This is a genomic window from Bacillus sp. SD127 (assembly GCF_058566445.1).
Map to the genome: position 1 here is coordinate 3,849,796 of NZ_CP191226.1, position 19,304 is coordinate 3,869,099.

The following is a 19,304-nucleotide window of genomic DNA, read 5'->3' on the forward strand; positions in this document are numbered from 1 at the left end:
CTTGTACATTTCTCTAAAATTTTATTAAAAAAGTATAAAGAAATACTATCGTTAGAAAATGTAACAAAACGAAACATAAGAAACAGGAAAAACTCACTACTTTCTACCTTTATAGTTTTTCCATTCTGGAACTTCTTGAAATGAGTATAATTTATATTGACACAAGTATTATATAAGAATATGATTTTTATAATACACTTTTTTAAGAAAGGGTTTGGCTGACATGGCTTCGATTGATAACGAAAGTATCATTAAAAGCGTCCCGCAAAAAGGGTTCTTTGGTCACCCGCGAGGACTATTTACACTATTTTTCACCGAATTTTGGGAGCGTTTCTCTTACTATGGAATGAGAGCAATCTTGCTTTACTATTTGTATACAGAGACGGTAAACGGAGGGCTTGGCTTTGACAAAGGCACTGCGGTTGCCATTATGTCGATTTACGGATCACTCGTATACATGTCCACTATTATTGGCGGATGGCTCGCTGATCGGGTATTCGGTACCGCAAACACCGTGTTTTACGGCGGCATATTTATTATGTTCGGCCACATTGCACTCGCCTATCCGGGCAGCGCGATAGCATTCTATATCAGCATGGTGCTTATCATTATCGGAACAGGCTTATTAAAACCAAACGTTTCGAGCGTCGTTGGAGATCTTTACACGAAAGAAGACCCGCGCCGCGACTCAGGTTTCAGTATTTTCTACATGGGGATTAACCTCGGCGGTTTACTCGCGCCGTTAATTGTCGGAACACTCGGACAGAAGTACAACTATCATCTCGGCTTCGGAGCTGCCGCGGTCGGAATGCTTCTTGGACTTATCGTATTTGCTTTGACAAGAAAGAAAAACCTCGGACCTGCAGGTTCAAATGTCCCGAATCCGCTGTCTAAAAAATCTGCAATTGGCACCGGAATCGGTGTTATCATTGTGGCGATCGCAGTGATGATCTCTGTACAAACAGGCGTGCTGACGATCAACCGTTTCATCGACCTTGTAAGTATTCTCGGTATTTTGATTCCTGTTATTTATTTCATCATCATGTTTACAAGCAAAAAAGCGGACAAAACAGAAAAATCTCGTCTTGCCGCTTACGTTCCTTTGTTTATCGGTGCTGTCATGTTCTGGGCCATTCAGGAACAAGGAGCGACCATTCTTGCGGTATACGCTGATGAACGCATAAGACTTTCATTGGGCGGAATAGAACTTCAGTCATCTTGGTTCCAATCATTAAACCCCTTGTTTATCGTCATTTTTGCACCAATTTTCGCATGGCTTTGGATGAAGCTTGGCAAACGCCAACCGTCTACACCAGTTAAATTCTCAATCGGAATTATTTTAGCCGGATTGTCATTTATCATTATGGTATTCCCGGCTATGCAAGGGAAAGAAGCTCTCGTAAGCCCGCTGTGGCTCGTTCTCAGCTTCCTGCTTGTCGTGCTTGGAGAGCTGTGCCTGTCACCAGTCGGTTTATCCGTGACAACGAAACTGGCGCCAGCTGCATTCTCTGCACAGACAATGAGTATGTGGTTTCTGACTAACGCAGCAGCCCAAGCGATCAATGCCCAAGTAGCCGGGTTGTTTGATAAAATACCTGAAACAACGTACTTCGGTACCATCGGCTTGATTTCTATCATACTCGGCGGCATTCTGCTGCTGATCTCACCGATCATCAAACGTGCGATGAAAGGTATCTTATAATAAAGAAAATCCCGCAGATCAGCTCTGCGGGATTTTTATTTGTCTATCCATTCCATTAAGCTTTGCCCGAAGGTCTGCGGTTCCTCCAGCATCGGCTGGTGCCCGCTCTTTTCAAAGATGACCTTCTTCACATGCGGATATATACCGTCAACGGCATTCCACAACGATACAGGAGCAACCAAATAGTCATATCTGCCTAAACCGATATAGACAGGAACATGAACGTCTGCTAACCGCTGTATGAGGTTCATCTGCGCGAATGTATGTCCCCATAATTCATCTATGATCGGCATATTGGTGTCAACACCTTCCCATAAAGCTGCCGCATTCGGCCTCTCTTTATAAAAGCTTTTCGCTTCAGCGCGAATGCACATGTGCACGAAACGCCTTTCAGGATCTTTTTCTATGTCACCTGCTAAACTTGCAATATCTTTTTCGAAACGTTTCTTTCTCTCAGGGCTGGCTGTTTCCCTAAAAAACGCTTCACTGTCCCGCTGTCTCTTTTGACTGTTATCAGGCGCTGAATTGAGGAGCACGGCCTTTCGCACATGCTCAGGGTACTTTCTGGCGTATTCTAATGCCATAAACGCATGCCCCGAATGTCCCATGATGATAAAATCCTTAAGCTGAAGATGGCGTCTTATCGCTTCAATATCGTCCAAAACTGCATCCAGGCTTTGATCTTCCGGCCGCAGCGCCCGCGCCGGCTTGGCAAAACCCCTGTGATCGGCAAATATCCATTGATATTTCTGTTTGATATCCTGATGAAATAGACGCGGGTAGTAAACCGCACTGCCGATCACGAGAATCGGCGCGCCCTCTCCTTCAATACAATAAGATAAATCAAAACCGTCTGAATAACAGATCCCCTTTGTGCCCATTCCTCACGCCCCCTTTGTCTTTATATGGTTCATTATACTAATAAAAGCCTGACGCATGGCGTCAGGCTTTTTCATTTATCGTTTTAATTCCTCAAGCGTTGCTTCCCATCTGTTCAGCACCTCTTCAGCATTGTGAAGCTGTATCCTGACACCGGAAGTTATATCAGCGTACTTTGCAACATCCTCCTTAGCTGAAGCGATACGGCAGGCAAAGCGTTCCCTGTCATAGACCGCATTTTTCAGCGGCGGGAGCGGCTCACATTGCAGTTTCACGTAATGAGCGGCTCCTTTCCACCATGCAGTAAGCTGGGCTTGTCCCGTTCGAAGGATATTTCCCGCGGTCTCTGTGTTTTTCCACAGGGCGATCCGGATATCCGTCCGATTCAGGGCGATGATTTCTCCGGCGCTGATCATAGCGGCATGCGGCCAGCCGTCCTCCGATACCGTTTGCAGAACGAAGGCTTCATGCTGCTTTTCTTTCAGACGTTCCCCGTCAAGCAGCTCAAAGAGACGGTCTGATAGTTGGTTCACGCCGATCAGGCCTTTCGTTCCGGAACAGCGGGAACTTCAACCGCTGTTTCTGTTTCTTTTGGATCGATTTTAAAGGCCGGATTATATTTTTCCGGATTTGTAATACTTTCCGGTTCACATGATCTCCATGTAAAAAAACATGTTTGGCATTGATAGACTTCCCATGCTCCTTCTACAGGCGATTTGCTCATGACTTCTCCTTTTTTTGAATCGCATCGAGGACATGTATGCATGTCGAATCATCCTTTCCTTATTTATTCATCAAGTCCATTAGTTTTTGTTCCCATTCTTTTGTTGTTAATGGAGAATCAAGCGGCTGTGAATAATGGCCTCTTGTTTCCGGCGCAACAGGTGTTGTGGCATCAAGAATCATTTTGTGCGTGATTCCTGATGGATTTGATCCCGGGTCAAGCGGCAGGACTGATAAATCCGGAATAATGACCGCATCGTGTTTCGGGTGCATTTTTGTAGAGAGCGCCCACATGACCTGCGGCAGATTGAATGGATCGACATCCTCGTCGACAACGATAACCATTTTGCAGTAGCCTAGTCCGTGCGGGGTTGTGAGCGCGCGCATGCCGACCGCTTTCGCAAATCCGCCGTAGCGGTTTTTTGTTGATACAATCGCGATTAAACCGTGTGTGTACATGGCGTTCACAGCCACAATTTCATTCGGATACGCTTCTTTTAGCTGCTGATACAGCGGCACACAAGTATTAATGCCGATCATGTAATCACATTCTGTCCACGGCATGCCTAAGTATAAATGTTCAAAAATCGGGTTGTTTCTGTGATACACGCGGTTAATTTTGATAATCGGCATGCTGCGTCCGCCGGAATAGTGCCCTGTAAATTCACCGAATGGCCCTTCATATTCACGTTCTCCGGCAATGATTTCTCCCTCGAGCACAACTTCTGCTCCCCATGGAATATCAAGGTCAGACAGCTTTGATTTTACGATGCGGTACGGTTCTCCTTGGATTGCTCCCGCCATTTCGTATTCGGATTGGTCATAGAGAAGCGGAGTGGATGCCGCAGTTGTAATGACCGGTTCACATCCGAGCGCAATCGTGACCGGAAGATTAATGCCGCGTTCTTCCGCTTGGCGCAGATGGATCGCAATATCGTGCTGCGGCACAGGCTGTATGCCGAGGCGGTCTTTTCCCTTTACCTGCATTCTGTATATGCCGACATTCTGTTTGCCGAAGTTGTCAGGGTCCTCAAGGTCGCGGGAGATGACGCATGCTTTGTCTAAATAGTAACCGCCGTCTCCTTGGTTAATTCTGAAAAGAGGCAGGATATCGAACAAATTGATGTCCTCTGTGATTTCATTTTCATGAAATGGCGCTGTTTCTTCGCGTTTGACCTCCATCGGAAACTGTTCATATCGCTTCGCGAATTCAAAAAACTGCTCTTTCACCGGTGTATCTTTCGGCAGTCCGAGCATCATTGCGTGGTTCGGCCAAGAGCCGATGACATTCATCGCGATTTGCGCATTGTTGTAGCCGTAAATATTGTTAAATAGCAGTGCAGGGCTTTTATCGCCGAGGTTGCTGGCTGCCCGTGCAGCTGCTCCCAGATCAGGCTCAGGCTTTACCTCTTCATTCACCGTTAACAATTGTCCCTCTTTTTCAAGGGCAGCGAGAAATTCTCTGAAATCTTGATAAGCCATCATCAAGCTCCTCCTTTTTGTTTTTCAATTCCATTCCAGCGCTTTGCCTCAGAAAGGCGCAGGCCGAATTGGTCCAACGTTCTGAATACAATATGGTCGACCATTTCTTCTAAGCTGCTCGGCTGATTATAAAACGCCGGCATCGGCGGAAGAATAATCGTCCCCATTTTTGTGAGTGCAAGCATATTTTCGAGATGAATCTGGTTCAAAGGTGTCTCTCTTGTTAAGAGAACGAGCTTTTTCCGCTCTTTCAGCATGACATCCGCCGAGCGAGTCAGCAGATTATCCGCCATCCCGGTGCGGATGCTCGCAAGCGATTTCATACTGCACGGCGCCACAATCATGCCATCGGTATCAAACGAGCCGCTGGAGATGGCCGCCGCCTGGTCCTTGTGCGAGTATGTGTATGTGGCCAGCTTTTCAACTTCTTTTAACGTGTAGCCTGTTTCATGTTTGATGGTAACGTTAGCCCAAGGAGACACAACGAGATGGGTTTCCACTTCCGCCGCCTTCAGCCATTCTAATAGCCTGACACCGAAGATAGCCCCTGTTGCCCCTGTCATTCCGACAACGAGTTTCAAATTTCGCCCCTCCTTTACGCTTGAATTCTGTCTTCATTTCAATCATACTCCTGATATATCCATATGAAAAATATTCGTTAAATCTATAATCAATACCTAAAAGGTATATAAAAGGAGGCCCTTCTTTGGACATTCGTCAGCTGCGATATTTCATTACCATTGCCCAAGAACAAAAGATCACCTCTGCCGCCAAAAAGCTCCATATGGCGCAGCCGCCGCTAAGCAGGCAGCTCAAACAGCTGGAGGATGAGCTGGGTGTTGTATTGTTTGACCGCAATAAGAAAAAACAAATGACTCTTACATATGAAGGAAGCATTTTTCTCAAAAGAGCCAAAGAGATTCTGCACAGGTTTGAAGATGCGGTCATTGAGGTACAAGAGCTGAGGGAGGAGGTTGCCGGCACGCTGGCTGTGGGTTCGACGATTTATTGCGCCGCTCTTATGCTTGAGAAAGTGACGCAAATGAAAGATAGATATCCGCACCTCACCTTTAATATTTGGGAGAACGAACCGGCAACGCTGTTAGAGCTGCTGGAAAGCCGGCAAATCGACGCCGCTGTCACGACAACCATGATAAAAAGCGATACCGTCCAATTTAAAAAGCTTGACGAAATTCCATGTGTGCTCGTTCTTTCTGATGATGCCGGGTATACATGCGGAGACACCATTCAAATGGAGGATATCCCTTCTTTCCCGCTGATTCTGCTGCGGCCTGTGAACGGAAAAGGCGTTTATAACCAGGTCATGAATGAATTTCAGCGTCTTCAGCTGGAGCCGCGTATTGTTTGTGAATGCCACGATTCAGTAACACTGCTCAGTCTCGTCTCATCAGGATTTGGCGCGTCCATTCTGCCCGTCACCATGATTCCTGTTCATATGAGAAACCACATTCACACAGTTAAAATCGAAAACAATCCCTTCGTTATGACACCGGCTGTCATGTGGAGAACTGACAGTTATTTGCCAAAACCGGTACAGCAATTTTTGAATTTATTTTAAGTGTTTTTGTCTCATGAAAACCAAATACTTGACTCATACTAAAAAAAAGTTATCCTTTAGATTTGTAAGCTATTTTTTCATTTCAACAAAATTAATCAGAAAAGTGGGGAATAGAATGAAAAAAGCACTTTTAGCTTTATTCATGGTCGTAAGCATTGCAGTTCTCGCAGCTTGCGGAGCAGGAAATGACAATCAGTCAAAAGATAACGGAAAAAACGGCGATCTTTGGGCTTCAATTAAGAAAAAAGGCGTACTGACAGTCGGTACAGAAGGAACGTACGAACCGTTCACTTATCATGACAAAGACACTGACAAGCTGACTGGCTATGACGTGGAAGTCATCACAGAAGTCGCAAAACGCCTTGGACTGAAAGCCGAATTCAAGGAAACACAGTGGGACAGTATGTTTGCCGGCCTGAATTCCAAACGGTTTGACGTCGTTGCCAACCAAGTCGGAAAAACAGATCGTGAAAACCAATATGACTTCTCAGACAAATACACAACATCAAGAGCCGTTGTCGTGACGAAAAAAGACAACAACGATATTAAGTCTGAAAAAGACGTAAAAGGAAAAACGTCAGCTCAATCACTGACAAGCAACTATAACAAACTAGCTACAAATGCCGGTGCGAAAGTAGAAGGCGTTGAAGGCATGGCGCAGGCCCTTCAAATGATCCAGCAAGGCCGCGTCGACATGACGTACAACGATAAGCTTGCCGTTTTAAACTATTTAAAAACATCAGGCAACAAAAACGTAAAAATCGCGTTTGAAACAGGCGATCCGCAGGAAACGTATTTCACGTTCCGTAAAGGAAGCGGCGAGGTTGTCGACCAAGTCAACAAAGCATTAAAAGAAATGAAAGAGGACGGGACTCTTTCTAAAATCTCTAAAAAATGGTTCGGCGAAGATGTTTCTAAATAATATACCGGCACTGACGCTTGGCACGGCGATCCCGTGGGATCTGGTGCAGCAGTCATTCTGGCCTATACTTTCAGGGGGAATCTACTATACGATTCCCCTTACGATTCTTTCCTTTATATTCGGAATGATACTGGCGCTGATTACGGCGCTTGCCAGAATGTCGAAAGTGAGACCTTTGAGATGGGTGTTCAGCGTATACGTATCCGCCGTACGCGGCACTCCACTTCTCGTTCAATTGTTCATCATTTTCTATCTGTTCCCGGCCTTTAACATTACACTAGATCCATTTCCAAGCGCAGTCATTGCCTTTTCCTTAAACGTCGGCGCCTATGCATCTGAAATCATCAGGGCATCTATTTTATCCGTGCCGAAGGGGCAATGGGAAGCTGGCTATACCATCGGCATGACACACCAGAAGACGCTGTTCCGCGTCATTTTGCCGCAGGCGTTTCGTGTGTCAATCCCGCCATTATCCAATACCTTTATCAGCCTGATCAAAGATACATCTCTTGCATCTCAGATTCTCGTCGCTGAGCTGTTCAGAAAAGCTCAGGAAATCGGCGCGCGCAATCTCGATCAGATTTTAGTCATTTATATTGAAGCGGCCTTTATTTATTGGATTATCTGCTTCTTGCTTTCGCTCGTCCAGCATGTCATCGAACGGCGTCTTGACCGCTACGTGGCCAAATAAGGAGGTTCCGAGTATGCTTTCCGTTAAAGGATTAAATAAATCATTCGGTCAAAATGAAATTTTAAAAAAGATAGATATGAAGATAGAAAAAGGAAAAGTCATCGCTATACTTGGGCCTTCCGGTTCAGGGAAAACGACGCTGCTTCGCTGTCTGAACGCGCTGGAGATCCCGAATCGCGGGGAGCTTGCATTTGATGATTTCTCCATCGATTTTTCAAAGAAAGTGAAGCAGTCGGATATCCTTCAGCTCCGCCGGAAATCGGGAATGGTGTTTCAGGCGTATCACCTCTTCCCTCACCGCACAGTCCTTGAAAACGTGATGGAAGGCCCTGTTCAGGTGCAAAAACGAAACAAAGAGGAAGTCAGAAAAGAAGCGATTCAGCTTCTTGATAAAGTCGGATTGAAGGACAAAATGGATTTATATCCGTTCCAGCTTTCCGGAGGCCAGCAGCAGCGCGTCGGCATCGCCCGTGCACTGGCAATTCAGCCTGAGCTGATGCTGTTTGACGAACCGACCTCAGCGCTTGACCCTGAGCTTGTGGGTGACGTACTGAAGGTTATCAAGGATTTAGCCAATGAAGGCTGGACCATGGTCGTTGTTACCCACGAAATCAAATTCGCCCAGGAAGTGGCGGACGAAGTCGTCTTCATTGACGGCGGCGTCATCGTGGAGCAGGGGCCGCCTGAGGAAATTTTCTCTGCTCCAAAAGAAGAACGAACCCAGCGGTTTTTGAATCGGATTTTGAACCCGTTGTAAAACCCAAAACAGGGCGCCTGCCGGCGGCCCTGTTTTTTTGTTGAGCCCCTTTCGCCTATTCCGCCCTTTTGTCAGATATGCTACAATGACAATCGATTGATTTTTACGAAAGAAGGGACTTCACGTGAAGCGAGAACTTGTTCTGCGCTGGACATTTTATTTTGCCGGTCTGCTTATTTTGTCTTTTGGTGTATCCCTTACGATAGAAGGAAAAACGCTGGGGATCAGTCCGTGGGATGCATTTCATTACAGCCTGTTTCAGCACTTCGGGCTTACCGTCGGCCAGTGGTCCATCATTATTGGAGCGCTCATCGTCGGATTCACGTCATTGTTTACGAGGGCTTGGCCAAAAATTGGGGCGATCCTGAACATGGTGCTCATTGGTGTTTTTATAGATTTTTTCAATTTTCTTCTGCCTGCCCCCTCCACCTACACAGGCTCCGTCATCGTCTTCTCTCTCGGCGTGCTGCTGATCGGCTACGGCGTCGGTGTTTATGTATCAGCGGGCCTTGGCGCGGGGCCGCGTGATTCACTGATGATGCTGATTACAGAAAAAACCGGCTGGAATGTGCAATGGGTGCGGAACGGCATGGAAATAACAATTTTGTTTGCAGCATGGGGCATGGGCGGTCCGATCGGTTTAGGTACAATTTTGACCGCCATCCTCACCGGTATCATTTTGCGCTTTTCGTTGCCGCAGTCAATCCAGCTGCTGAATTATGCTGTGGCAAGGCGGACAGCCGCTGTGAAAGCAACTCCGCCTATACACTAAAACAAAGCCGCTTCGGCTTTGTTTTTTTATTTTCTCCTCTATATGAGTCTTGTTGAAGTATGATAGGATGGTTTTGACAATCTTTTGCAGACGGAGGATCTAGAATGAAAATTTACGGAATTTATATGGACCGCCCGCTTTCACAGGAAGAAACGGATCGGCTGATGTCTTTCGTTTCCGCTGAAAAACGGGAGAAATGCCGGAGATTTTATCATAAAGAAGATGCTCACCGCACCCTCCTGGGAGATGTGCTTGTTCGCTCTGTCATCAGCGAGCAGTACCAGCTGAATAAAGCCGATATCCGATTCAGCGCGCAGGAATACGGGAAGCCTTGTATCCCTGACCTCCCCAATGCCCACTTTAACATTTCCCATTCCGGCCATTGGGTCATCGGCGCGTTTGATTCAGATCCGATCGGCGTCGATATTGAAAAAATGAAGCCAATCAGCCTCGGGATTGCCGAACGTTTCTTTTCGAAGAACGAGTACAGCGATCTTTTATCCAAACATAAAGACGAGCAAAACGATTATTTTTATCATCTATGGTCTATGAAAGAGAGCTTTATCAAGCAGGAAGGCAAAGGCCTGTCGCTGCCGCTTGACTCCTTCTCCGTGCGCCTGCATGAGGATGGCCGAGTATCCGTCGAGCTTCCGGAACACCATACGCCTTGCTTTATCAAAACGTATGAGGTAGACCCCGGCTATAAAATGGCCGTGTGCGCCGCCCGCCCTGATTTCCCGGAGGACATCACGATGATCTCGTACGAAGCGCTTTTATAAATGGCTCATCAGCAGCTTAATGCCGCGTTCAATATCTTCAGTCTTCACATTGGAAAGATTGATTTTTAATAGATTTTCTTTCGGATAATCTGATAAATAATGGCGGTCAATCGTTTCAAGAAGGACCTCTTGTTTTTTCATCTTTTGAATCACTCTTGATGCCGGCAGATCCTCAGGAAGCACCAGATGGGTATGCATGCACGGGGCCTGGCCGCTGGAAAATAGAAAGCTGCCGCGGCTCGATTGTCCGTGTGTTTGAATGGCTTCATGAAGCCTGAGAGACCGTTCCTTATAGGAATTTCTGATTTTCTCCTTGTGCCTGCCGAACATTCCGCTTTTAATGTAAATTTCTAACGCGGCTTGGGAAATCATCGAGCAGTCAATGTCGTTCAGCTTTTTGTACGTAAGAAATGTGTCAGTCAGCGCATCTGGCAAAACGGCGGCTCCCACGCGAAGGCCGGGAAATATCATTTTTGAAAAGCTTTTTAAATAAATCACATGTGAGGACAGATCATATGCGTACAGCGGATCTGCCTTTTTATTTTCCTCGAGATCACCGAGATAGTCATCCTCAACAAGGTAGACGTCATAGGCTTCCGCCAATCTTACCAGCTCTTGTTTGTCCCGTTCGGCCAGTGAGCTCCCAAGCGGGTTATGGAAGCGTGGCATCGTATAAAAAAATTTGATCGGTTCTGTTTGAAACAGCCGCTCGACTTCCGCTAAATCAAGCCCCTGCTCCGTTCTTTTTATCCCGATTGCGGGGATGCCCAGTGTCTCCACTTGTTCAATCATCAAATGATAGCCTGGCTGTTCAATGGCGATCTTCTCTTTCCCATTAGGAAACGGCATTGCACATAGCAGGGATAGCGCCTGCTGGACACCGGATGTGATAAACATATGCCGCTCGTCCGCAAATACCTGCTGATCAGCAAACAGCTTTCGCAATACACGGATGAGCGACGGGAGGCCCTTCGGCGTTCCGTAGAGAAACAAATCATGCTTGTATGTATCAATCGCTTTGTTGATGCAATGCTGAAAATCCACATACGGAAAAATATCAGGGTCCGGCGCAGACGTTGCAAAGTCGATTGGGCCTGACTTGCCGTGATGCGGCTTCCTCGTCTTTTTCACAAGATAATAGCCGCTTTTCGGAACAGAATAGATGAGATGGCGTTTTTCCAGCTCTTGCAGCGCGCGGATCACCGTGCTTTTGCTGACTTGATAGCGGGCGGACAGCTGCCTGATGGAAGGCAGCCTGTCTCCTTCTTGATAGACACTGCTTTGCATCATTTCCTCTATCTGTATGAAGAGACTGATATACTTCTCCATTCTTTCTCCCCCTGTTTTGTACCGGTACAGTTCATTGTTTTTCTTATTGTACCGTTCCTATCCACCCCATACAATAAAAGGGAGCGGCCGGCTCTATTATTTATATAAAGGAGCACTTCCTGTATGTATAAAAACCAGCAAACCTCAGCTTATCTTGCAGCTATGTTAAACGCATTGATTATCGGGTTATCCTTTCTTTTCGTGAAAATCGCGCTGCAATCGGCAGAACCATTTGATATTCTTGCACACCGGTTCACCCTTGCGTTTGTAGCGGCTACTATACCTGTCTTATTCGGATGGGTGAAGCTGTCCATCCGTTTAAAAGATGTAATGGCCATTTTGCCGCTCGCCTTGCTGTATCCGGCGCTGTTTTTCAGCTTTCAGGCATTCGGCCTGGTGTACTCGTCATCCTCTGAAGCCGGGATCATTCAGGCATCAATTCCGATTTTTACAATGGTCTTTGCCGCTTATTTTTTAAAAGAGCGATCGACGTGGGCTCAAAAAGGGTTCACTGTGTTATCAGTTGCGGGCGTCATGTTTATTTTTGTGATGAAGGGTGTGAACGTTGAATCGGCCAGCCTAAAAGGATCTTTACTTATTCTCTTGTCCGCTCTGTCTTCAGCTATGTACAATACCGCCGCAAGAAAAATGACACAGCGTTTCCGGCTGATGGAGCTCACCTACATCATGTCAGCGATCGGATTTGTCGTCTTCAATGCCATCGCCTTGGTGCGGCACGGCGCTTCCGGAACGGTCGGCACTTACTTCCATCCATTCCGGGAGCCCGGCTTTATTCTCGCGATAGTGTATTTGGGCGTATTATCTTCGCTCGTGACTTCGTTTATGTCCAACTATGCGCTGTCCCGGATTGAGGCGTTTAAAATGAGCGCCTTTAATCATTTGTCCACCATCGTGACGATGATTGCCGGAGTTGTGGTTTTGCACGAAAGCCTAGCCTGGTATCACCTTGCCGGTGCGGTTTGTATTATCATCGGCGTGCTGGGAAGCAATGCCGGTCTCCGAAAAAGAAAGCAAACCAAAAAATCCATTTCTATGAACAAATGAGATGTTATGTTAGAGTTGAAGAAAAAATGGTTTGAGGTGCAGTGTAAGAATGATTCAACACAGTGTCTTCCTAGAGGGAGCCATTTCATTACAAGATATGAGATGTTACTTTTTATCCCGGCAAAGAATATCAGCATTGTTTTATTTTATTTATATTTTTCTTCTATCTTTATTGGTGTATTCGCTTTATGGATTTCCGATTACCGTTTATGACAGCGAAACACTTGAAGTGATATATAATGGTATTTTCATAGCGATTCTATCTTTGATCTGTACATTGCTTTTGATTGCTTTTCATTATATAAGGCTGCGTACCAGCTATAAGAACAATACACGGCTAAAACGCAAAAGGACATATACCATTAACCGGCAAGGCATTCAAATTCAATCCAAAAACGATAATGCATTGTTTGAATGGGATGAAATAAGGGCAGTTGCAGAATATAAACACTTTTTCTCTATCAAAACTTCTAGTCACCAGGTCATCTTAGTTCCTAAACGTTTTTTTGTATTCGAAAATGAGCTCCACTCATTCAGACAGCTTGTAAAAGAACATGTACGTGCCAAAAAAGTAAAATGACAAATTTAAAAAGAGGGTTTTCCCTCTTTTTTTATGTTAATGAGATATGCCGCTTCATTGAGTAACATTCTCTTCAGCTAATGGAGATTTACCCCTCAACACTCTCTTCGTTATGAATATGATTGTTTTTTTTGATTGGCGCCAGCTCCAATAATGCTGATAAACTTACAAGCACCAAACACACAACAGTAACCAGCAAATAATTATGATTCATGTCAAAAAACAATCCGCCCACATACACACTGAGAGCCCCGGCGATTTGATGGATAAAGAAATTGATGCCTAGGAGCGAGCCGATAAGCCCGGTTTGAAAGCTTTCAGAAATGGACGCAGCAGTCAGCGGGATCACGCCTGTGTAGCTGAGCCCGAATAACAGCGTAAAGCACAAGTACCAGAGCTCACTGTTATGAATGCCGAGTGCGGGAATGAGCAGGCAGATCAAGCTGATGAGACGAATGAAAAACAAAATGGAGAGCATCACGCTTCTGCTGCCAAGCAAATCTGACAGCCAGCCTGCCAATAATCCCCCGATGATAATAAACGCCCCGAATGCAGCCATCATTCCGTTGATATGAGAGACATGCGCATCCTCCAGCATTGGAACGAGATGAGCATCAATGATTCCCATCGTAAATCCGCACGTAAATACGCCGAAGTACAGGATATGAATGAAGCGGGACTGCTTTAACACCTTCCAAAATCCCTGCCAGTCATAAGATTTTTTCACGGACTGCCCTTGGACATTGGGCGGGTGCTTCATTCCGAAGGCCAAAAGAGGCAGCAGGACAGCCGCTAAGAAAATGCCCAATATTGTATACGCAGTTTGCCAGCCTGCATAGTAAGGAGCCGCAGCCCAAATCGGTGACAGCAGCAGCAAACCGGCTGAATTTGCATTGGTCAAAATGGCGAGCGCCAAGCCTTTATGCGTGTCAAACCAGCGGCTGATAAAATACTGTGTCGTCACGCCAACCGCGCAGGAATAGCCGATTCCGCCCAGCACTCCGTAGATCACAGAAAATATATGGACATTCGGCGAATGCGGGAGCGCCAAAAAGCTTGCGCTGATACAAATGGCGCCGATCCCCATAATCTTTCTGACGCTGAACCGGTCAATAAAAAAGCCGACAAAAAACTGAACGACTCCCGTTGTGATCATAAAAATGCTGACGGAAGCCGAAATCAGCGACCGATCGGCGTGAAAGGTCTCTGCCATCGGGAGCATAAAAAATTGAAAGGAATTTCTGAATGAGTTCATTCCGATGGCGAAGACAAACGTGAACAGCAATACTAACCATTTCATCTTAGGAGACGCGCAAAGGATGTGCCGAGACATTTTTTCCTGACCTGCCTTTATTTGAGTATTGCGACTATTATATCATGAAAAAATTTACATTCTATATAAAAAAAGCGAACAGCACAGCGCTGTCCGCTTTTTCATTAGGAACTGGAAATCGGATGCTGATTCAAAATCGCAAAAATCCGTTCCGCCACTTCCTCCGTATTTGACAGCAGAAACATATGCCCGCCGTCAAATTCATGGAACATGATGTGTTTCGCCCACTTCTTCCAGCCTTCCGCATCCCGGATGCATTTTTCGTCATTCAGTCCGTTAAAGACGTGGACCGGCGATTGGATCGGCGTCATGTCGTTAAGCTCGAATTGTTCAAGAGCCCGGTAATCCGATCTGAACGAAGGAAGGAAAAATGACATAACTTCTTTATTTTCAACGAGCTCTGCGGGCATTCCGCCTAATTTGATAATATGATCGAGAAATTGATCATCAGGCAAATGCGATACTTTTTTCCGCTGAATATGCGGCGGCTGAATCGCAGAAATAATCACAGCCTGCGGAAAAATGCCTTCACGCTCCAGTTTTTGCGCCAGCCTGAAGGTAATCATGCCGCCCATGCTGTGCCCAAACAGCACAAACGGCCGATCTGGATGCAAATGTAATTCTTGCTTGTACAAATCAGTCAGCTGCTCGAGATCCTCAATTGCTGACGTCTGATTCGTGCCGTGCCCGGGCGGTTCAGCTGCAAGCATTTCACACTCCCCCTGCAAAAAAGCATGGAGAGGGCGAAATGACGCCGAGTAGCCGCCGGCAAACGGAAAACAGATGAGCTGCGTCTTTTCCGATGCATCAAATGATCTGAAGAGTTGGCTCATTGGCCGGCTCCCCCTTTCATCGCTTCCTTAAGAAAGCGTTATGGTTTGTTTATTAAGAAATTCGCGCAAAATCCCGGCATTCCTATCAAGACATTCGCCCTGCAGCATTTCGGCGTGTGTACCGAAGCCTTTTTTCACACGATAAGCGCCCGTTGTCGCCTCTTCCCACGGCGAAAGCCATTCAGGCATTTCAAAGTCAATATCAGAGGTCAGCAAATCAATGTCCGCTTTCACTTGCCCCGAGCTGATCAGGTTGACATAGTATGAGTAGAAGGCATGTGTTTTTTTCTTGAGCCCCTGCTTGACGGCTTCGCTATTGAGGGCTTCATTGTCTCGATTTACATTCATCAGCGCCTCTACATCGTTTTCGACCGTGCGTCCGTCCAGATCACTGACGCCTTGTTTTTTATAGGAATCCACCATGATAATCCGCTGTACAGTGCGTCCCTGCTCTTCAAGTTTTTTAGCGGCTTCAAACGCCAGGCTGCATCCTGCTGAATAACCGAACAGTGTCACAGGACCTTCCGGCTGAAGTTCCTTGATCAGAGCGGCATAACGGTCAAGACGGTTTTCCTCTTCAATAAAGTCAAAGGCGCACAGCTTGTATGACGGCAATTGCTTGGCCAGATTCTGATACATTAAGCCATATCCCAATACCGGCGGGAATGCGAAAATGATGTCATCCTGATCCGGATTCATGATTGTAACGTCCTCAAGTCCTTCTGAGCCTCCGTTTTTCAGATATGCTGAAATGCCGGCAATCGTCGGCGCTTCAAACAATAGCTTCACCGGAAGGTCCATTCCGAGCTCTTTTTTGACGCGAGAAGCGGCTGTCATCGCCTTTAAGGAATGGCCGCCAAGCTCGAAGAAATCGTCATGGATGCTGATTTGCTTTCTGCCGAGAATCTCGGACCAGATTTGCGCGATTGTTTCTTCCGTTTCATTTCGAGGCCCAATCCATTCTTGCGATATCTGATCTTGCTCCGGTTTTGGCAGCAGACGTTTATTGACTTTTCCGTTTGTTGTTAAAGGAAGCTCGTCCAAGAACGTAAATGTCTGCGGCACCATATAAGCAGGAAGCTGTTTTTTCAGGTGTGCCTTAACGTCTCCTGCTGAAAGCTGTGTCCGGTTCACAAGGTAGGCGTTAATTGATGCGTCCCCAGACTCGCGGCGGTCCACCACGACGACCGCGTCTTTTACTCCGGGATATTCCTGCAGCTGCTTTTCGATTTCTTCCAGCTCGATCCGGTGCCCCCGTATTTTCACTTGATCATCAATGCGGCCGGCGTATTCAATCGTACCGTCAGGCAGCCAGCGAGCGAGATCCCCGGTGCGGTAAAGTGTTTCTCCCGGTTTGAACGGGTTGGCGGTAAATTTCTGCTTTGTCAGCTCATCACGGTTTACATAGCCTTTTGATACGCCCATTCCGCTGATGCATAGTTCACCGACCGCTCCGAATGGCTGGAGCTGATTTGATTCATTGAGAATATAAATACTCGCATTGCTGATCGGATTTCCGATCGGCAATGAGGAGATAGACTCCGGAATCTCGTGCACGACGTGAGCCGTTGCAAACACCGTGCCCTCAGTCGGACCGTAGCAGTTAATCAGCTTGCCCGGCCCCATGATCCGCAGCGCTTTCCTAACGTGAGGCACAGACGCGCGTTCCCCGCCGAATAACACACAGCGAAGCCCCTTCAGCCAATCCTCTCCCGCATCTGTGAGAAGATTAAATAAAGCTGTGGTCGCAAACATGACGCTGACATTCTCTTGACGGATGAGACTCGTGAGACGGTCTGTATCAAGCAGTGTATTTTCATCTGCGATAATCAGCCTTGCTCCATTCAAAATGGAAGCGTAGAAATCAAAGGTAAATGCGTCAAAAGCGTAATTCGATACAGATAAGAACGTGTCTTTTTCAGAAAACGTCATGTAGTCAACGTGCTTTACTAATCCTTGAATATTGGCATGCGTCGTGATATTTCCCTTTGGCTTTCCGGTTGTGCCTGATGTATACATGATATACGCCGCATCATCTGGTTCAATCGCGGTTTCAGGATCGCTTGCCTCTTCTTCAAAACGGATGGGATCATCAATGATAAGCGTTTGGCCTGTAAACGGCAGCTGACTCGCTTGCTCTTTCATCTCTTGATGTGTAAGCAGACATGCCGCCCCGCTGTCGGTCAGCATATATGAAATTCGGTCATCCGGCAGCTTAGAATCAACCGGCACATAAGCAGCTCCCGCTTTTAACACACCGAGAATCCCAATCACCAGTTCCAGCGAGCGCTTCGTGTACAATGCAACAACTGAGCCTTTGCCTGCCCCTTGCTTTTGCAAACGGCGTGCGAGGCGGTTCGTTTCCTCGTCTAATTCGTGATAGGACAGCGTTCGGCCTGCAAATGTGAGCGCCGGTGCACTTGGATTGACGTCCACCGCCTCCTTGAACCAATCCGTCAGAGGTTTTGGCTCACACATTTGAGGTGCCGGATTTAAGCCGTTAAGCAAGTACTCTTTTTCTTTTTCGTCAATGAAATCAATGGTGCTGACAGGCTGATCCGGATGCTGAATAAGCTGCTGAATCGCTGTGAGAAGCTGGGATTTTAAGCGCAGCATAAACGCTTCATCAAACACATTCTCATTATAGGCAAGCTTGATCAGCATTTCTTCACCCGGGGAGGCCATCAAATTGAGATCGTAATTTGACTTCTCAAATACATGGACATCCTCCATATCGAATCCGTTTTGTCCGCTTTCTTCATTGCTTGCATCCTGAAGCGGATAATTTTCAAACACGATGATGTGGTCAATCAATTTCGGCTGGTTGGCTTGGCTTTGGATGTCATAAAGCGGCACATATTGATGCGGTTCTGACTCAAGTGACTGCTCCTGAAGCTGCTTGAGCAAACCGTTGAATGTCATGTTTTCAGCCAATTTCACTCTTCTTGGAACAACGTTGATAAACAGGCCGACCATATGTTCAACGCCTTTGATTTCCGCGGGACGCCCGGAAACGACTGTACCGAAAGCCAAATCGTCAGACCGCTGATAACGGCTGATCAGTACGCTCCAGACTGCCTGCAAAGCGGTACTCAAAGTGGTGTGCTGAGATTTCGCAAGCTCTGTAAAAGCTTTTGTTTCCGCTTCCGGCAGTGAGAAGAGAAGTTCTTTCGGTTCGTACCCTTCCTTTTGTTTCTTTCTTTGTTCCGCAAACGTCGCCTGTCCTTCAAAGTCTTCCAAGTACTCGCGCCAGTAGCGGAGCGATGCTTGTTTATCCTGCTTTTCAAGCCACTTGATGTATTCCTTATACGGTTTGACAGGCGGCAGACTGTACGGCTTTTGTTCGCGCAGGGCGTTGTATACCTTAAACAGATCCTGCACGACGATGCCGAAGCACCATCCGTCCAAAATAATGTGGTGGTAGCTCCACACCCATTCAAAGCTGTTGTCAGCTTTTTTGAAGATGGCTGCCCTCATCGGAATATCCCGCGTTAAATCAAAGCCTTTGATCTTATCCTGTGCTTTGTATTCATTGATTTTGTCCGTTTGCTCACTTTCGGATAAACGTGTCAGATCCATTTCTTCTATATGAAATTGACGTTTTTTTAATACGACTTGAACGGGCCTTTTTACTTTTTCGTGAATGAACACGGTACGAAATACATCGTACCGGTCCATGATGACATTCATGCTTTCTTCAAGGCATTTGATATTGAAGTCGCCCTTTACTTTCATCGTAATTTGTTCAAGGTAAAAGCTCTGGCCTGGATTAAGGATGGTATGAAACAGCATCCCCTCCTGCATCGGCGATAGGTAATACATATCTTGAACCTGATCTTTGCTAAATTGACTCATATGTTTCGCTCCCGCCTTCTGTA

The 19,304-nt window shown here is 46.5% G+C and carries 17 protein-coding genes and 1 pseudogene; 9 read left to right on the top strand and 9 right to left on the bottom strand.

The annotated features are described in order from the left end of the window. The first annotated feature begins 223 nt into the window (after nucleotides 1-223). Nucleotides 224-1,702, top strand: coding sequence for a peptide MFS transporter (locus tag ACQVGS_RS20060; RefSeq protein WP_044161897.1), 1,479 nt, complete (start codon nucleotides 224-226; stop codon nucleotides 1,700-1,702). 35 nt (nucleotides 1,703-1,737) lie between these two features. Here ACQVGS_RS20060 and ACQVGS_RS20065 read toward each other — a convergent pair whose 3' ends face one another. The 5 genes and pseudogenes from ACQVGS_RS20065 to ACQVGS_RS20085 form a co-directional block, all read right to left on the bottom strand. Further along, complete coding sequence (locus tag ACQVGS_RS20065; protein ID WP_188323524.1) at nucleotides 1,738-2,583, bottom strand: alpha/beta fold hydrolase; 846 nt, start codon at nucleotides 2,581-2,583, stop codon at nucleotides 1,738-1,740. 75 nt (nucleotides 2,584-2,658) lie between these two features. Beyond that, the gene (locus ACQVGS_RS20070; RefSeq protein ID WP_188323798.1) at nucleotides 2,659-3,123 is read right to left on the bottom strand and encodes a pyridoxamine 5'-phosphate oxidase family protein; all 465 of its coding nucleotides are present in this window, start codon (nucleotides 3,121-3,123) and stop codon (nucleotides 2,659-2,661) included. Continuing rightward, complete coding sequence (gene bsdD / locus ACQVGS_RS20075; protein WP_044161900.1) at nucleotides 3,120-3,347, bottom strand: phenolic acid decarboxylase subunit BsdD; 228 nt, start codon at nucleotides 3,345-3,347, stop codon at nucleotides 3,120-3,122. Before bsdD ends, ACQVGS_RS20070 begins: the two co-directional genes overlap by 4 nt. A gap of 17 nt (nucleotides 3,348-3,364) precedes the next feature. After that, nucleotides 3,365-4,786, bottom strand: coding sequence for a phenolic acid decarboxylase BsdC (gene bsdC / locus ACQVGS_RS20080; RefSeq protein ID WP_106022342.1), 1,422 nt, complete (start codon nucleotides 4,784-4,786; stop codon nucleotides 3,365-3,367). Between the two features lie 2 nt (nucleotides 4,787-4,788). Continuing rightward, a pseudogene (locus ACQVGS_RS20085) lies at nucleotides 4,789-5,404 on the bottom strand (non-oxidative hydroxyarylic acid decarboxylases subunit B). A gap of 88 nt (nucleotides 5,405-5,492) precedes the next feature. On the opposite strand from ACQVGS_RS20085, the gene bsdA reads away from it, so the two are divergent. The 6 genes from bsdA (at nucleotide 5,493) to ACQVGS_RS20115 (ending at nucleotide 10,286) form a co-directional block, all read left to right on the top strand. Further along, nucleotides 5,493-6,365: a transcriptional regulator BsdA gene (bsdA, locus tag ACQVGS_RS20090; RefSeq protein ID WP_106021037.1), complete on the top strand. Its 873-nt coding sequence runs from the start codon at nucleotides 5,493-5,495 to the stop codon at nucleotides 6,363-6,365. 115 nt (nucleotides 6,366-6,480) lie between these two features. Next, nucleotides 6,481-7,287 carry a cystine ABC transporter substrate-binding lipoprotein TcyA gene (gene tcyA, locus ACQVGS_RS20095; RefSeq protein WP_106021124.1) on the top strand — a complete coding sequence of 269 codons (807 nt, stop codon included), beginning with the start codon at nucleotides 6,481-6,483 and terminating at the stop codon, nucleotides 7,285-7,287. After that, nucleotides 7,274-7,978, top strand: a complete 705-nt coding sequence (gene tcyB, locus ACQVGS_RS20100) for a cystine ABC transporter permease TcyB (protein ID WP_059334481.1) — start codon at nucleotides 7,274-7,276, stop codon at nucleotides 7,976-7,978. Before tcyA ends, tcyB begins: the two co-directional genes overlap by 14 nt. 13 nt (nucleotides 7,979-7,991) lie before the next feature. Continuing rightward, entirely contained in the window at nucleotides 7,992-8,735 is a 744-nt protein-coding gene (gene tcyC / locus ACQVGS_RS20105) for a cystine ABC transporter ATP-binding protein TcyC (RefSeq protein WP_106022280.1), read from the top strand. 124 nt (nucleotides 8,736-8,859) lie between these two features. Beyond that, nucleotides 8,860-9,507 carry a YczE/YyaS/YitT family protein gene (locus ACQVGS_RS20110; protein ID WP_024120192.1) on the top strand — a complete coding sequence of 216 codons (648 nt, stop codon included), beginning with the start codon at nucleotides 8,860-8,862 and terminating at the stop codon, nucleotides 9,505-9,507. 104 nt (nucleotides 9,508-9,611) lie between these two features. Next, nucleotides 9,612-10,286 carry a 4'-phosphopantetheinyl transferase family protein gene (locus ACQVGS_RS20115; RefSeq protein WP_101863975.1) on the top strand — a complete coding sequence of 225 codons (675 nt, stop codon included), beginning with the start codon at nucleotides 9,612-9,614 and terminating at the stop codon, nucleotides 10,284-10,286. Here ACQVGS_RS20115 and ACQVGS_RS20120 read toward each other — a convergent pair. Then, nucleotides 10,281-11,615: an aminotransferase-like domain-containing protein gene (locus ACQVGS_RS20120; RefSeq protein ID WP_106021039.1), complete on the bottom strand. Its 1,335-nt coding sequence runs from the start codon at nucleotides 11,613-11,615 to the stop codon at nucleotides 10,281-10,283. The genes ACQVGS_RS20115 and ACQVGS_RS20120 overlap by 6 nt on opposite strands. Before the next feature lie 123 nt (nucleotides 11,616-11,738). On the opposite strand from ACQVGS_RS20120, the gene ACQVGS_RS20125 reads away from it, so the two are divergent. Further along, nucleotides 11,739-12,680, top strand: a complete 942-nt coding sequence (locus ACQVGS_RS20125) for a DMT family transporter (protein WP_106021041.1) — start codon at nucleotides 11,739-11,741, stop codon at nucleotides 12,678-12,680. A 49-nt stretch (nucleotides 12,681-12,729) separates the two neighbouring features. After that, nucleotides 12,730-13,260, top strand: coding sequence for a YcxB family protein (locus ACQVGS_RS20130; protein WP_106021043.1), 531 nt, complete (start codon nucleotides 12,730-12,732; stop codon nucleotides 13,258-13,260). An 88-nt stretch (nucleotides 13,261-13,348) separates the two neighbouring features. On the opposite strand, the gene ACQVGS_RS20135 is transcribed toward ACQVGS_RS20130, so the two are convergent. The 3 genes from ACQVGS_RS20135 to srfAC form a co-directional block, all read right to left on the bottom strand. After that, on the bottom strand, nucleotides 13,349-14,593 hold the full coding sequence (locus ACQVGS_RS20135) for an MFS transporter (protein WP_254518034.1): 1,245 nt from the start codon (nucleotides 14,591-14,593) through the stop codon (nucleotides 13,349-13,351). A 104-nt stretch (nucleotides 14,594-14,697) separates the two neighbouring features. Next, complete coding sequence (gene srfAD, locus ACQVGS_RS20140) at nucleotides 14,698-15,426, bottom strand: surfactin biosynthesis thioesterase SrfAD (protein WP_095714068.1); 729 nt, start codon at nucleotides 15,424-15,426, stop codon at nucleotides 14,698-14,700. A 27-nt stretch (nucleotides 15,427-15,453) separates the two neighbouring features. After that, complete coding sequence (gene srfAC / locus ACQVGS_RS20145; RefSeq protein ID WP_263463663.1) at nucleotides 15,454-19,281, bottom strand: surfactin non-ribosomal peptide synthetase SrfAC; 3,828 nt, start codon at nucleotides 19,279-19,281, stop codon at nucleotides 15,454-15,456. Nucleotides 19,282-19,304 lie beyond the last annotated feature (23 nt).

Excerpts from the sequence above, each read along its gene's own strand:
- bsdD (WP_044161900.1), bottom strand. The coding sequence starts at position 3,347 with ATGCATACATGTCCTCGATGCGATTCAAAAAAAGGAGAAGTCATGAGC.
- ACQVGS_RS20135 (WP_254518034.1), bottom strand. The coding sequence starts at position 14,593 with ATGTCTCGGCACATCCTTTGCGCGTCTCCTAAGATGAAATGGTTAGTA.
- ACQVGS_RS20060 (WP_044161897.1), top strand. The coding sequence starts at position 224 with ATGGCTTCGATTGATAACGAAAGTATCATTAAAAGCGTCCCGCAAAAA.
- ACQVGS_RS20120 (WP_106021039.1), bottom strand. The coding sequence starts at position 11,615 with ATGGAGAAGTATATCAGTCTCTTCATACAGATAGAGGAAATGATGCAA.
- ACQVGS_RS20130 (WP_106021043.1), top strand. The coding sequence starts at position 12,730 with ATGATTCAACACAGTGTCTTCCTAGAGGGAGCCATTTCATTACAAGAT.
- ACQVGS_RS20115 (WP_101863975.1), top strand. The coding sequence starts at position 9,612 with ATGAAAATTTACGGAATTTATATGGACCGCCCGCTTTCACAGGAAGAA.
- srfAD (WP_095714068.1), bottom strand. The coding sequence starts at position 15,426 with ATGAGCCAACTCTTCAGATCATTTGATGCATCGGAAAAGACGCAGCTC.
- srfAC (WP_263463663.1), bottom strand. The coding sequence starts at position 19,281 with ATGAGTCAATTTAGCAAAGATCAGGTTCAAGATATGTATTACCTATCG.
- ACQVGS_RS20125 (WP_106021041.1), top strand. The coding sequence starts at position 11,739 with ATGTATAAAAACCAGCAAACCTCAGCTTATCTTGCAGCTATGTTAAAC.
- bsdC (WP_106022342.1), bottom strand. The coding sequence starts at position 4,786 with ATGGCTTATCAAGATTTCAGAGAATTTCTCGCTGCCCTTGAAAAAGAG.
- tcyA (WP_106021124.1), top strand. The coding sequence starts at position 6,481 with ATGAAAAAAGCACTTTTAGCTTTATTCATGGTCGTAAGCATTGCAGTT.
- tcyC (WP_106022280.1), top strand. The coding sequence starts at position 7,992 with ATGCTTTCCGTTAAAGGATTAAATAAATCATTCGGTCAAAATGAAATT.
- tcyB (WP_059334481.1), top strand. The coding sequence starts at position 7,274 with ATGTTTCTAAATAATATACCGGCACTGACGCTTGGCACGGCGATCCCG.
- ACQVGS_RS20065 (WP_188323524.1), bottom strand. The coding sequence starts at position 2,583 with ATGGGCACAAAGGGGATCTGTTATTCAGACGGTTTTGATTTATCTTAT.